This window comes from uncultured Paracoccus sp. (genome assembly GCF_947496875.1).
Taxonomy (GTDB): Bacteria; Pseudomonadota; Alphaproteobacteria; order Rhodobacterales; family Rhodobacteraceae; genus Paracoccus.
In genome coordinates this window covers 372,607-386,356 of sequence record NZ_CANMEH010000001.1, presented here as the reverse complement: position 1 = coordinate 386,356, position 13,750 = coordinate 372,607, and the positions used below count along the sequence as shown (strand labels likewise).

Genomic DNA, 13,750 nt, shown 5'->3' with positions numbered 1-13,750 from the left:
GCCCTTCTCGGTCGCAGCGACCGCTAACAGTGTTGCGGGACCGGACCGGGGGGCCTAACAGATTGGTGCCTTTGGAGGAGGGGCAGCGCATGGCTTACAAGGACACCTACGAACACTGGCAGCGTGATCCGGAAGGCTTCTGGATGGAGGCGGCGGCGCAGGTTGACTGGGTGACGCCCCCCAGCCGCGCGTTGTTCGACGAAAACGCGCCCCTGTACGAATGGTTCGCCGACGGGGTTCTGAACGCCTGCTGGAACGCGGTCGACCGCCATGTCGAGGCCGGGCGCGGCGATCAGCTGGCGATCATCCACGACAGCCCGATCACCCACTCGTACCGTGGGATCACCTACCGCGAACTGCAGTCCCGCGTGGCCGGCCTTGCCGGGGCGCTGCGCGCCAAGGGCATCGAAAAGGGCGACCGCGTCATCATCTACATGCCCATGGTTCCCGAGGCGCTGGAGGCGATGCTGGCCTGCGCCCGGCTGGGGGCGATCCATTCCGTCGTCTTCGGCGGCTTTGCGGCGCACGAGCTGGCGGTGCGGATCGACGACTGCACCCCCAAGGCGATCATCGCCGCGTCCTGCGGGCTGGAACCCGGGCGGGTCGTCCACTACAAGCCGCTGCTGGACCGGGCCATCGACGAGGCCCGCCACAAGCCCGAGTTCTGCGTCATCTTCCAGCGCGAGCAGGAAGTCGCGCAGCTGATCGAGGGGCGCGACGTCGCGTGGCACAGCTTCCAGTTCGGCGTGGAGCCGGCAGACTGCGTGCCGGTGAACGGCAATCACCCGCAATACATCCTGTACACCTCGGGCACCACGGGCCAGCCAAAGGGCGTGGTGCGTCACACCGGCGGCCATGTCGTGGCGCTGAACTGGTCGATGAAGAACATCTACGCCATCGACGCCGGCGACGTGTTCTGGGCCGCCTCGGACGTGGGCTGGGTCGTGGGCCACAGCTACATCTGCTATGCACCGCTGTTCGCCGGCGCCACCACGGTCGTGTTCGAGGGCAAGCCGGTTGGCACGCCCGACGCCGGCACCTTCTGGCGGGTGATCCAGAACCACAAGGTCAAGTCGTTCTTTACCGCGCCCACTGCCATCCGCGCCGTGCGCCGCGAGGATCCGGAAGGCGAGCTGATCAAGGACTACAACCTGCGCAGCCTGCAGGCGCTGTTCCTTGCCGGCGAGCGGGCCGATCCCGACACCGTCGCATGGGCCGAGGAAAAGCTGGGCGTCCCGGTGATCGACCATTGGTGGCAGACCGAAACCGGCTGGGCCATCGCCGCCAGCCCGTTCGGGATCGAGAAACTGCCCATCAAGCGGGGCAGCCCCTCCGTCCCGATGCCGGGCTATGACGTCCAGGTCCTGGACGAGGCCGGCCAGCCGGTGCCGCCCGGCACGCTGGGCGCCATCACGGTCCGTCTGCCGCTTCCGCCCGGCACCCTGCCCGGGCTGTGGAATGCCGATGACCGGTTCCGCAAATCCTACCTGACGACCTATCCCGGCCATTACGAGACGGGCGACGCGGGTTATCTGGACGAGGACGGCTACCTCTACATCATGGCGCGCACCGACGACGTCATCAACGTCGCCGGCCACCGCCTGTCCACCGGCGCGATGGAAGAGGTCCTGTCGGGTCACCCGGCCGTGGCGGAATGCGCGGTGATCGGCGTGGCCGACCCGCTGAAGGGCCAGATGCCGATGGGTTTCCTGTGCCTGAAAAAGGGCATGACGGGCGACCCGGGCCAGGTCTGCAAGGATGTGGTCCGCATGGTCCGCGACCAGATCGGACCGGTCGCGGCGTTCAAGACGGCGATCGTCGTCGACCGTCTGCCGAAGACCCGATCGGGCAAGATCCTGCGCGCCACGATGGCCAAGATCGCCGACGGAGAGGACTTCAAGCCGCCGTCCACCATCGACGAACCGGCGGTGCTGGACGAGATTGCGCAGGTGCTGAAATCCAGGGGCTACCCCGCAGCCGGCTGACCGGATTCTTGGAGGCGCAAAGGGGTAACTCGCCCCATCGGGTGACCCGTTGGGGCGAGGGCCGGACGCGGATGACGGCACGGCAGAAAGGAAGACGACGTGCTGTCACAGGTCCTCTCGGCGCTGGCACCCGCCGCGCTGCTGATCGCGTTGGGCGTGGTCCTGCGGCACCGGCAGATGCTGCCGGACACGTTCTGGGCGCCGGCCGAATGGCTCAGCTACTACGTCCTTCTGCCGGCCCTGTTCGTGCACGGGCTGGCCACGGCGGACATGCGGGCGGTTCCTGTCGGGGCGATCTTTGCGGTGCTGATCGGCGCGGTTCTGGTCACGGCAACGCTGGTCATCCTGGGCCGCCGCCTGTTCGGGGGCACCGACCCGGCCTTCACGTCGATTTTTCAGGGCGCGATCCGGTTCAACAACTATGTGGGCGTGATGATCGCGACCGGGCTTTACGGCGCGCAGGGGACCGCCCTGGCCGCCGTGGCGAACGCCGCGATCGTGCCGACGGTCAACATCCTCAGCGTTCTGGTGTTCAGCCGATATGGTGACGCCCGTCCGGGCTGGTGGGGTGTCGTCCGGCAGGTGGCGACCAACCCGCTGGTTCTGGCCTGCGTCATCGGGATGGGCCTGCAGCAGACGGGGATCGGCCTCGCGTCCGGGCTGGATGCCAGCTTGAAGGCGCTGGGTCAGGCGGCACTGGCGATGGGGCTGCTGTGCGTCGGGGCCGCCCTGCAGCTGGGCAGCCTGCGCCGGGACCTGGATCCGGTACTGCGCGCCTCGGCGGTCAAGTTCGGCCTGCTGCCCCTGATCACCCTGGGATTATGCCTGCTCGCCGGGCTGCGGCACGAGGCGGCGGTGGTTGCGATGATCTTTCACGCCCTGCCCACCGCCTCCTCCTCGTTCATCCTGTCGCGCCAGATGGGGGGCGACGCGCGGCTGATGGCGTCGATCATCGCGCTGCAGACCCTGCTCGCCGCAGCCATCATGCCGGTCGTGGTGCTGTTCGCCCTGTCCGTGCTGGGCTGAGTGCCCCCCGCGCCTGTGGTGGCGCAGGAAATCAGCCGATGTCGGCCCCCAGCGCCCGCATCAGCGGCAGGAAGTCGGGAAAGCTTGTGGCGATGGGTCCGGCATCGTCCACGGTGATCGGCGCCTCGCTGGCCAGTCCCAGAACCAGAAAGCTCATCGCGATGCGGTGATCCAGATGGGTGGCGACGGTCGCACCGCCCGCGACCGTGTCGCGCCCATGAACCGTCAGGCTGTCGCGGGTTTCCTCGACCGTGACACCGTTGGCCTCCAGCCCGCGGGCCATGGCGTCGATCCGGTCGCTTTCCTTGACGCGCAGTTCGCCCACGCCATGCATGACGGTTCGCCCCGTCGCCAGCGATGCGATGGCGGACAGGATCGGGAATTCGTCGATCATGCTGGCGGCGCGTTCCGCCGGCACCTCGACACCGCGCAGGGACGAATGGCGCACGATCAGGTCCGCCACCGGCTCGCCGCCCTCGTCGCGGTCGTTCTCCCAGGTCAGGTCGGCGCCCATCTCGGCCAAGGTGACGTAGAACCCGTCACGAGTCGGGTTCCGGCTGACGCCGGGGACCCGGATCGCGGAGCCGGGCACGATCAGCGCCGCAGCCACCGGGAAGGCGGCCGAGGACGGGTCGCGCGGCACCGCCACCGTCTGCGGCCGCAGCTCCGGCTGACCATACAAGGTGATCATCCGGCCCTCGTCGGTGACCTCGGTGCGGACCTGCGCGCCGAAGCCGGTCAGCATCCGTTCGGTGTGGTCGCGGGTCGGCTCTGCCTCGATCACGACGGTCTCGCCCGGTGCGTTCAGGCCGGCCAGCAGCACCGCCGACTTGATCTGCGCACTGGCGACCGGCGTGTGATACCGGATCGGCAGCGGATCGACCGCGCCACGGATCGTGACTGGCAGCAGACCGCCGTCACGGGCCGTTATCTCGGCGCCGAACAGCGCCAGAGGCTCGGTGATCCGCCCCATCGGCCGGCGCGATAGGCTGGCGTCGCCGGTGAAGGTCGCGGTGATCGGCGTCGTCGCCATCGCCCCCATGATCAGCCGTACGCCGGTGCCGGAGTTGCCGCAGTCGATCACCTGCTCCGGCTCGGCGAACCCGCCGACGCCCACCCCGTGGACGGACCATTCGCCCGGACCGGTCCGGTCCACCCGGGCGCCGAAGGCGCGCATCGCGGCCGCCGTGTCCAGCACGTCCTTGCCTTCGAGCAATCCGGTGATGCGGGTTTCCCCCACGGCCAGCGCGCCCAGGATCAGCGCCCGATGGCTGACCGACTTGTCCCCGGGGACAAGCGCCTGTCCGGACAGCGGCCCCGACCGGCGGGCGGACAGGGGCATCGGTTGGTCAGCGTGGGACATGGCGGCTTCCTCTTCAGAATGGCGCGGTCATATCGCCCGGTGGTCCGGTGCGCCATGCCCCGGCGCGTGGCGCCCGGCCGAGGTCACTCACCGGTGGAATGTCGCGTAAGCTGGCGTGCGGCCCTCGCGCAGCGCCTTCTGTTCGTACCGCGTCGACAGCCAGTCGCCCCATGGCGTGTCACTGGTCCCGGTCAGCGTGAACCCGGCCGCCGGAACCTCTTCCAGCGTCTGGCGCATGTAGTCGGGAACGTCGGTCGCAACGCGAAACTCGGCGCCAGATCGCATGACCCGGGCTAGCGGGATCAGATGTTCCGGGGTCACGAACCGGCGCCGGTGGTGGCGCGCCTTGGGCCACGGATCTGGATAGTTCAGAAAGGCGCGATCGATCGATCCATCGGGCAGCACGTCCAGCAGGTCGCGCACGTCGCCCGGGTGGACGCTGACATTCGTCACCCCTGCCGCCCGGATCTTGCCCAGCAGCATGGCCACGCCGTTGATGAATGGCTCGCACCCGATCAATCGGATGCCGGGGTTTCGCGCGGCCATGTGGACCATGTGCTCGCCGCCACCAAACCCGATTTCCAGCCACAGCGGCCGGTCATCGCCAAAGATCGCCGTAGGGTCGATGAGTTCCCTATCGGGATTGTCCTGCACCGTGATGCCGCGCGGGCGCAGCGCGCCGAGATCCTCGGCCAGATAGCCTTTTTGGCTGTGGCGCAGGGTCTTGCCGTGCCGACGTCCGTAGAAGTTTCGGCGCGGCGGAACTGGATCGAAATCGGTCATGGACCGGGCGATGCCGCGCCCGGCCGCAAAGGTCAAGCGACGCCGGGCGATGGGCCCTGCGCGGCCTGCCCTACTCTGCCGCGAGACGGCTGATGACCACCTTGACCTCGGGTCGCTTGCCGATCTCTTCCGTGGTGACCTGGCGGGTGATCTTGCGAATGCTTTCCTCCAGCCGCTTGTCGTCCCCGATGGTTCGCGCATCGGCACGGTCGAGGAAGTCGGCCAGTTCGGATTCGACATGGCGGGCCAGCGGGATCCCGGCCCGACCCTGCCCGGCCAACCCCATCGTCTCGACCCACGCGTCCGGCAGCGGATCGTCGTTTTCGTCGATGATGATCGACACCGTGGCGTGGCCGTTCAGGGCCATGCGGATGCGGTCGCGAACAACCCCGTCCATGGCCCCGATCAGCAGGGTGCCGTCAAGATACAGCCGCCCGGTCGCCACCTCGTCCACCACGCGCGGGGTGGGCCCGGTCAGGTCCAGCATGGTCCCGTTTTCCGCGACGGCGGTCGCCATGCCCTTGGCGGCGCCCAGCTTCGCATGTTCGCGCAGATGCATGTGTTCGCCATGCATCGGGATCAGGATGTCGGGTTTCAGCAGATCGTGGATGGTTTCCAGATCGGGGCGGTTCGCGTGACCCGAAACGTGATAGACACCGTCATCGGCGTCATAGACGTCGACGCCGCGGCGGCTCAGGTTGTTCATGATGCGGATCACCGGGCGTTCGTTGCCCGGAATGGTCCGGCTGGAAAACAGGAAGCTGTCGCCTTCCTTGAGTTCGAGCCCCAGATAGCGGCCCATGGACAGCTGCATCGACGCGGCGCGGCGCTCGCCCTGGCTGCCGGTGACGATCAGCATGACCTTGTTGCGCGGCAGTTCAGCTGCCTCCTCGGGGCCGATCACCTGGGGGAAGTTCGTCAGTATCCCGGTCTCGATCCCTGCGGTGACCATCTTGCGCATCGCCCTGCCCAGCAGGCACACCTTGCGCCCTGCCGCCTGCCCCGCCTCGGCCAGGGTCTTCAACCGGGCGATGTTGGACGCGAACGTGGTCGCCACCACCATCTGCTTCTGCGCCATAACGAAATCCAGCAGCGGATTGGCCAGCAACGCCTCGGACCTGCCCGGATTCGGGCTGAACACGTTGGTGGAATCGCAGGCGAGCACCCGGACCGGCACCTCGTTGGCGATGTCGTGCCACAGGATCGGGTCGAAGGGCTCACCCACGACCGGCGTGCCGTCGAGCTTGAAGTCGCCGGTGTGCACGATCCGGCCCGCCGGCGTGTCGATGATCAGGGCGGAGCTTTCCGGAATTGAATGGCTCAGCGGCATGAACTGAACGGAGAACGGCCCCGCCTCGACTACCTCAGGGCGCGGGCTGACGATGCGCAGCTGATCGGTGGGCTGGCCGCTCTCTTCCAGCTTCATCCGCGCAAGCGCGCCCGTGAACTTCCGGGCATAGACCGGCACCTTCAGGCGGCCCCACAGCAGCCCCAGCGCGCCGACATGATCCTCGTGCCCGTGGGTGATGAAGATGGCCTCCAGCCGGTCGCGATTGTCCACCAGCCAGCCGGGATCGGCCATGATCAGGTCGATGCCCGGTGAGCCGTCCATGTCGCCGAAGGTGACACCCAGGTCGACCAGGATCAGCCGCTCCCGGCCGGGCGCGCCGTAGCCATAGACATAGGCGTTCATCCCAATTTCGCCCGCGCCGCCAAGCGGCATGTAGATCAGGCGTTCAGACATTGCCCATCTCCCTGTTGTGATCGTGGATGAGCCGCAGCCCGTGCATCGTCAGATCGTCGTCCCAACTGTGGAACAGATCCTCTGCCTGGTCGAACAACGGCGCCAGGCCACCGGTTGCAATCACCTTCATCTTTCGGTCGCGTTCGCCCGCAATCCGCGCGCAGATTTCCCGCACCAGGCCGACATAGCCCCAGAACACCCCCGACTGGATGCAGGCGACGGTGTTGGTGCCGATGACCGCCTGCGGCTTGCTGATGTCGACATGGGGCAGCGACGCCGCCCCCATGTGCAGCGCCTCGAGCGACAGGTTCACCCCGGGGGCGATCACCCCGCCGATATAAGCCCCGTCGTCATCCACCACGTCGAAGGTGGTCGCGGTGCCGAAATCGACCACGGTCAGGTCGGGGCCATAGCGGTCGAACGCGGCCCAGGTGTTGACCAGCCGGTCCGGCCCGACCACCGCGCCCTCGTCCACCCGCGGCGCCACCGGCAGCAGGCAGTCGGGCCGCCCGACCACCAGCGGTCGCAGATTGAAATACCGGCTGCACAGCACACGCAGGTTGAACACGACGCGCGGCACCGTCGAACTGACGATGCAGCCGTCGATCGTCACGTCCAGGCGGTGCAGGGCGATCAACGACGACAGCCACACGAAGTATTCGTCGGCGGTCCGCCGGTTGTCAGTCGAGATGCGCCAGTGGGCGATGAACTCGGTGCCGTTCCAGATCGAAAACACGCTGTTGGTGTTGCCGGTGTCGATGCACAACAGCACGTCAGGCCTCTTGCGGAAAGTGAACGTCGGCGGCCGAGATCACCTGTCGTCCCGCCGGGGTCGTCATGATCAGTGCGCCGGTATCGTCGATGTCGTCGAAACGGCCGGCGTGGGTGGACGGGCCGCAGCGGGCCGTGATGGTCTGCCCCAGCCGGGCCGCACGGGCCAGCCATGCGGCGCGCACCGAGGTAAAGCCATGCGTCTGCCACGCCGCCAGCCACCTGTCGAAGCCCTGGGCCAGCAGGTCCAGACAGTCGTCGGGCGTGATCACGACGCCGGTTTCCGCGTGCACCGAACCCGGCGGCACCGTCGCGTCCTGCAGCAGCCCCGGATCGGGCGCCGCGGCCAGGTTCACGCCGACGCCGATCGCGACGGCCCGGACCCGCTGCCCCGCGCCGACACTTTCCAGCAGGATGCCGGCCACCTTGCGGTCGTTCAGCAGCACATCGTTGGGCCACTTGATCGCAAGGCGCTGCGTTGGGCCCACGACCTGCCGCAGCGTGTCGTGCAGTGCGACGGCGGCGACAAAGCTCAGCTGTGCCACCCTGTCGGCGGGCGCTTCGGGCGTGAAGATGAAGGTCGCGGCGAGGTTGCCTTGTGGCATCAGCCAGGCCCGGCCGCGCCGGCCACGGCCAGCCGTCTGGGTCCGTGCCATGATCCAGGCGGGGCCTGCGAGGGTCGGTGCCATCCGCATCGCCACCGCGTTCGTGCTGTCCACCTCGTCCAGCACATGGCGCGTCACCCCGGCCGGCCAGCCGGGTCGTGCGGGCCTGGCGGGTGCCGCGAGTGGTTCTGCCTGGTCGACCTCAGACCGGCCGACGATCTGACGTTCAGTCAATGCGGGCCGTCGCAACCGCAACGGGGTCGCCCACCGGGCTGTCCGGTGTGACCAGCGACGCCGCCGCCCGGGCCGCAGCTTCGTCCACCCCCAGCATGCTGATCGCGCCCAGGGTGATGACCGCGGCCGATCCGACCAGGGCCAGCCACTGCGGTGCTGCCATTCGGCTGATCAGGACACCGTCGCGGTCGGACCCGAAATACATGTAGTAGACCATGCGCAGGTAATAGAACGCACCGATCACCGATGCGATCACCCCCAGAATCGCCAGCCAGCCCAGACCCGCATCCACCGCGGCGCGTAGCACGCCGTACTTGGCGAAGAACCCGAGGAAGGGCGGAACCCCGGCCAGGCTGAACAGGACGATCATCATCGCCGCCGCCTTCAGAGGCTCGGTCCGGGCCAGCAGGTTCAGGTCGGTCAGGGCCGTGACCGGGCGGCCGTTCCGCTCCATCGACAGGATGAAGGCGAAGGCGCCGACGTTCATCACCACATAGATCGCCATGTAGAGCAGCATCGTCTGCACGCCGAGGGCGGTGCCCGCGGCCAGCCCGACCAGCGCGAACCCCATATGCGCGATGGACGAATACGCCATCAGGCGCTTGATATCACGCTGCCCGATCCCGGCGATCGACCCCAGGAACATCGACAGCACGGCGAGAACCGCGACGATCTGCGCCCAGTCGGCCACCACATTGCCGAAGCCCCCGAATACCAGCCGCGCAATCAGCGCCATGGCGGCCATCTTGGGTGCGGTGGCAAAGAACGCCGTGACCGGAGTAGGCGCGCCCTCGTAGACGTCCGGGGTCCACATGTGGAACGGCACCGCGCTCACCTTGAACGCCAGCCCGACCAGCAGGAACACGAGACCGAACAGCAGCCCCAGCGGCAGTTCGCCGGCGGTTACCACGGTCGCGATCGCGGCGAGGTTTGTCGTGCCGGCAAAGCCGTAGACCAGCGATGCGCCGTAGAGCAGCATGCCGGAACTGAGGGAGCCGAGGACGAAATACTTCAGCCCCGCCTCGGACGACCTGGCACTGTCGCGCCGCATCGCCGCGACCACGTACAGCGAGAGGGACTGCAGCTCCAGCCCCATGTAGATGGTCAGCAGGTCGCCGGCCGACACCATCACCATCATGCCCAGCACCGCCAGAACCACCAGGATCGGCAGTTCGAAGCGCAGCATGCGCTGGCGATCCAGATAGTCGACGCTCATCGCCAGGACGGCGGCGGCCGAGATCAGCACCACGATCTTTGCGAAACGCGCGAAGCCGTCGTCGATGAACATGCCGAAAAACGCCGCGGTCGGCACGCGATCATTCTGCCCGATCGCGAAGGCTGCGATCAGCAATGCGACGACGGTCAGCCACAGGATCGCCCGGCCCTGCGCATCCTTTCCGGCGAACGCCCCGACCACCAGCGCGGTCAGCGCGAACAGGGCCAGCATGGCCTCGGGCAGGATGGTCCAGATATCCAGCGAAATCATGCGCGCCCCCTCAGTGCCCTGCCTCGGCCACGACCCCGACGGGCGCCGCGGCAGGCTGGCTGGCGTGATAGTCGTTCAGAAGCGCCGCGACGGCAGGTCTGGTGATGTCGGTGACGGCCCGCGGATAGACGCCCAGCAACAGGGTCATCGCGATCAGCGGGGCAAAGATCCACCGTTCACGCGCCGTCATTTCCGTCATCGTCATCAGGCTGCTCTTGACCAGCTCGCCCAGCGTCACCCGGCGATAGAGCCACAGCGCATAGGCGGCCGACAGGATCACACCCGATGTCGCCACCAGCGCGACCCAGGTGTTGACCCGGAACGCGCCCAGGATGGTCAGGAATTCCCCGACGAACCCGGAGGTTCCCGGCAGCCCCACATTGGCCATGGTGAAGAACAGGAAGATCAGCGCATAGATCGGCATGCGGTTGACCAGCCCGCCATAGGCGTCGATTTCGCGCGTGTGCAGCCGGTCATAGATCACGCCGACCAGCAGGAACAGCGCGCCGGACACGAAGCCGTGGCTGATCATCTGGAAGATCGCCCCGTCGACGCCGGGCTGGTTCGCCGCAAAGATCCCCAGCGTCACGTAGCCCATGTGGGCAACCGACGAATAGGCGATCAGCTTCTTCATGTCGGTCTGGGCCAGCGCCACCAGCGAGGTATAGACGATCGCGATGGCGGACAGCCAGAAGATCACCGGCTGGGCGATGGCGGAGGCCTCGGGGAACATCGGCAGCGAAAAGCGCAGGAAACCGTAGCCGCCCATCTTCAGCAGGACCGCGGCCAGCAGGACCGATGCCGCGGTGGGCGCCTGCACATGGGCGTCGGGCAGCCAGGTGTGGACCGGCCACATCGGCAGCTTGACGGCAAAGCTTGCCAGGAACGCCAGGAACAGCAGGGTCTGCAGTCCGCCCCTCAGGCTGGTGCCGAACATCGGGATCGGCCCGCTCGGGAAATCGAATTCCAGCAGCGTCGCAATGTCGGTGCTGCCGGCCAGGTTGGCCATCGTGACCATGGCGACCAGCATCAGGACCGAGCCGAGGAAGGTGTACAGGAAGAACTTGAACGAGGCGTAGATCCGGTTGGCGCCGCCCCAGATCCCGATCAGCAGGAACATCGGGATCAGCCCGGCTTCGAAGAACAGGTAGAACAGGAACAGGTCGAGTGCCGTGAAGACGCCGATCATCAGGCCTTCCAGCACCAGGAAGGCGATCATGTAGTCCTTCACCCGCTGCGTGACCTCCCACGTGGACAGGATGACCAGCGGCATCAGGAACGTGGTCAGCATGACGAACAGGATCGAGATCCCGTCCACGCCCATCTTGTAGCGCAGCCCCATGATCCAGGGGCGATCCTCCACCATCTGGAAGCCGGTGTCCGCGGGGTTGAACCCGGCCAGCACGAAACAGGACAGGATGAACGTCGCCGTGGTCGCGAACAGGGCGGTCCATCGGGCGTTGTTGGCCGCGGCGTCGTCGTCATCGCGCAGGAACAGCGCCAGGATGATCGCGGCGACGATCGGCAGAAAGGTGATGATCGACAGCAGATACGTCATCTCAGTGCATGCCCCGCATCATCACCCAGACCAGCAGGGCCAGCAGGCCCAGCACCATCCCGAACGCATAATGGAACAGATAGCCGGACTGAACCCGGCCCGCGAACCGGGTCACCCGCGGGATCAGCCCCATGGCGAGCCCGTTGATCGCCCCGTCGATGGTACGCCCGTCGCCGCCATGCCACAGCGCCCGTCCCAGCCATCGGGCCGAGCGCACGAAGACCGCGTCGTAGAGTTCGTCGAAATACCACTTGTTCAGCAGAAAGCGATGCAGCGGGGCCTGGGTCCGCGCGATCCGGGCGGGCAGTGCCGGCTGACGGATATACATGAGCCACGCGACGGCAAACCCGATCACCATCGCGATGAACGGCGACATCCGGACCCAGGCGGGAACGTAATGGGCATCGTGCAGCACCTGGTTGTCAGGGTGCATGTAGATTGCCCCCCCGACCGGCGCCGCCACCGCGGCGGCTGCACCGTGGTCGTCTCCCTCGGACGCGACGGGGGCCGTGCCGTGGTCGGCTGCCGCCTCGGCGGGCGCGGCAGTGTCCTCGCCATGGGTGGCGGCCTCGCCATGCGCCGCAGCCGGCATGTGGAAGAACTGTTCGACCCTGTCGCCAAAGAAATCCTGGTACCAGACCATCCCGGCAAATATCGACCCGATCGCCAGCACTCCCAGCGGGATCGTCATGGTTCTCGGGCTTTCATGCGCATGCTCATAGGCGTGCAGACCGTCATGATGGCCCTGGCCGTGATCCTGCGCGGCCTCCGCCGTCTGGACCTCTTCCTCTTCCTTGACCTCGGGATCCCAGACCTTCTGCGGGCGCGGTGCGCCCCAGAAGGTCAGGAACATCAGCCGCCAGCTGTAGAAGCTGGTAAACATCGCCGCGATCACCAGCAGCCAGAACGCATAGGCCCGTTCCGACGCAAAGGCGCTTTCGATGATCGCGTCCTTGGACAGGAAGCCGGCAAAGCCGATCGTGGTCAGCGGAATGCCCACCCCGGTGATCGCCAGCGTGCCGATCAGCATCGCCCAGAAGGTCAGCGGCAGCTTGTGGCGCAGCCCGCCATAGTTCCGCAGGTCCTGCTCGTGGTGCATGGCATGGATCACCGACCCCGCGCCGAGAAACAGCATCGCCTTGAAGAAGGCATGGGTCAGAAGATGGAACATCGCCACCGAATAGACGCCGACACCGGCGGCCACGAACATGTAGCCCAGCTGCGAACAGGTCGAATAGGCGATCACGCGCTTGATGTCGTTCTGCACCAGACCGACCGTGGCGGCGTAGAACGCGGTCGCCGCGCCGATGAAGACGATGAAGCTGCGCGCATCGGGGGCAAACTCGTACAGCGGTGACATCCGGCAGACCAGGAACACGCCCGCGGTCACCATCGTCGCGGCATGGATCAGGGCCGACACCGGCGTCGGGCCCTCCATCGCATCGGGCAGCCAGGTGTGCAGGCCGAGCTGTGCCGACTTGCCCATGGCGCCGATGAACAGCAGCACGCCGACGAGGTTCGCGGCGTTCCATGTGGTCCACAGGAACGGCACCTCGGTGGTCGCGATTTGCGGCACCTGCGCGAAGATCTCGTCGAACCGGATGGTCCCGGTCAGCCAGAACAGCGCGAAGATGCCCAGCAGAAAGCCGAAATCGCCCACCCGGTTCACGATGAAGGCCTTCATCGCGGCGGCGTTGGCGCTGGGCTTCTTGTAGTAGAAGCCGATCAGCAGATACGAGGCGAGCCCCACGCCTTCCCACCCGAAGAACATCTGCAGCAGGTTGTCGGCGGTCACCAGCATCAGCATGGTGAAGGTGAAGAACGACAGATAGGCAAAGAACCGGGCGCGGTAATGTTCGTCTTCGGTCCAGTTGTCGTCGTGCGCCATGTAGCCGACAGAATACAGGTGAACCAGCGCCGAGACGGTGGTCACCACGATTAGCATGATGGCGGTCAGCCGGTCGATCCGGATCGACCATTCGGCCGCAAAGCCCTCGGTCACGATCCAGTCCATCACCGGGATGTGGCGAACCGTGCCGTCAAAGGTCAGGAAGACGATCCAGGAAAGGACGCACGCCAGGAACAGGACGCCCGTGGTCAGGATCTCGGCGCCGCGTTCCGAGATGACGCGCCATCCGAACCCAGCGATCAGTGCGGCGACCATGGGCGAAAAGAGGATGATCTGTTCCATTCCC

At 66.8% G+C, this 13,750-nt stretch carries 10 protein-coding genes; 2 read left to right on the top strand and 8 right to left on the bottom strand.

Translation table 11 applies throughout. The annotated features are described in order from the left end of the window. Positions 1 to 89 precede the first annotated feature (89 nt). Both Q0938_RS01830 and Q0938_RS01825 read left to right on the top strand, forming a co-directional pair. Positions 90 to 1,985 carry a propionyl-CoA synthetase gene (locus Q0938_RS01830; protein ID WP_299358518.1) on the top strand — a complete coding sequence of 632 codons (1,896 nt, stop codon included), beginning with the start codon at positions 90 to 92 and terminating at the stop codon, positions 1,983 to 1,985. Positions 1,986 to 2,084: 99 nt separating this feature from the next. After that, on the top strand, positions 2,085 to 3,011 hold the full coding sequence (locus Q0938_RS01825) for an AEC family transporter (protein ID WP_299358516.1): 927 nt from the start codon (positions 2,085 to 2,087) through the stop codon (positions 3,009 to 3,011). Positions 3,012 to 3,042: 31 nt separating this feature from the next. Here Q0938_RS01825 and aroA read toward each other — a convergent pair whose 3' ends face one another. The 8 genes from aroA to nuoL all read right to left on the bottom strand — a co-directional run bounded on the left by aroA (position 3,043) and on the right by nuoL (position 13,746). After that, complete coding sequence (aroA, locus tag Q0938_RS01820) at positions 3,043 to 4,374, bottom strand: 3-phosphoshikimate 1-carboxyvinyltransferase (RefSeq protein ID WP_299358513.1); 1,332 nt, start codon at positions 4,372 to 4,374, stop codon at positions 3,043 to 3,045. Positions 4,375 to 4,461: 87 nt separating this feature from the next. Further along, entirely contained in the window at positions 4,462 to 5,157 is a 696-nt protein-coding gene (locus Q0938_RS01815) for a tRNA (guanosine(46)-N(7))-methyltransferase TrmB (protein WP_299358511.1), read from the bottom strand. 70 nt (positions 5,158 to 5,227) lie between these two features. Next, the gene (locus Q0938_RS01810; RefSeq protein WP_299358509.1) at positions 5,228 to 6,901 is read right to left on the bottom strand and encodes a ribonuclease J; all 1,674 of its coding nucleotides are present in this window, start codon (positions 6,899 to 6,901) and stop codon (positions 5,228 to 5,230) included. Continuing rightward, on the bottom strand, positions 6,894 to 7,673 hold the full coding sequence (locus Q0938_RS01805; protein ID WP_299358507.1) for a type III pantothenate kinase: 780 nt from the start codon (positions 7,671 to 7,673) through the stop codon (positions 6,894 to 6,896). The genes Q0938_RS01810 and Q0938_RS01805 overlap by 8 nt, the downstream gene beginning before the upstream one ends. 1 nt (position 7,674) lies before the next feature. After that, positions 7,675 to 8,415 carry a biotin--[acetyl-CoA-carboxylase] ligase gene (locus tag Q0938_RS01800; protein WP_299358725.1) on the bottom strand — a complete coding sequence of 247 codons (741 nt, stop codon included), beginning with the start codon at positions 8,413 to 8,415 and terminating at the stop codon, positions 7,675 to 7,677. An 88-nt stretch (positions 8,416 to 8,503) separates the two neighbouring features. Then, complete coding sequence (gene nuoN / locus Q0938_RS01795) at positions 8,504 to 9,997, bottom strand: NADH-quinone oxidoreductase subunit NuoN (RefSeq protein ID WP_299358505.1); 1,494 nt, start codon at positions 9,995 to 9,997, stop codon at positions 8,504 to 8,506. Between the two features lie 10 nt (positions 9,998 to 10,007). Beyond that, entirely contained in the window at positions 10,008 to 11,555 is a 1,548-nt protein-coding gene (locus Q0938_RS01790; protein WP_299358503.1) for an NADH-quinone oxidoreductase subunit M, read from the bottom strand. A gap of 1 nt (position 11,556) precedes the next feature. Then, positions 11,557 to 13,746: an NADH-quinone oxidoreductase subunit L gene (gene nuoL / locus Q0938_RS01785; protein ID WP_299358501.1), complete on the bottom strand. Its 2,190-nt coding sequence runs from the start codon at positions 13,744 to 13,746 to the stop codon at positions 11,557 to 11,559. Positions 13,747 to 13,750: the final 4 nt, after the last annotated feature.

What these genes read in the sequence shown, in the direction of transcription:
- nuoN (WP_299358505.1), bottom strand. Translation starts at nt 9,997, where the DNA reads ATGATTTCGCTGGATATCTGGACCATCCTGCCCGAGGCCATGCTGGCC.
- Q0938_RS01830 (WP_299358518.1), top strand. Translation starts at nt 90, where the DNA reads ATGGCTTACAAGGACACCTACGAACACTGGCAGCGTGATCCGGAAGGC.
- Q0938_RS01810 (WP_299358509.1), bottom strand. Translation starts at nt 6,901, where the DNA reads ATGTCTGAACGCCTGATCTACATGCCGCTTGGCGGCGCGGGCGAAATT.
- aroA (WP_299358513.1), bottom strand. Translation starts at nt 4,374, where the DNA reads ATGTCCCACGCTGACCAACCGATGCCCCTGTCCGCCCGCCGGTCGGGG.
- nuoL (WP_299358501.1), bottom strand. Translation starts at nt 13,746, where the DNA reads ATGGAACAGATCATCCTCTTTTCGCCCATGGTCGCCGCACTGATCGCT.
- Q0938_RS01790 (WP_299358503.1), bottom strand. Translation starts at nt 11,555, where the DNA reads ATGACGTATCTGCTGTCGATCATCACCTTTCTGCCGATCGTCGCCGCG.
- Q0938_RS01815 (WP_299358511.1), bottom strand. Translation starts at nt 5,157, where the DNA reads ATGACCGATTTCGATCCAGTTCCGCCGCGCCGAAACTTCTACGGACGT.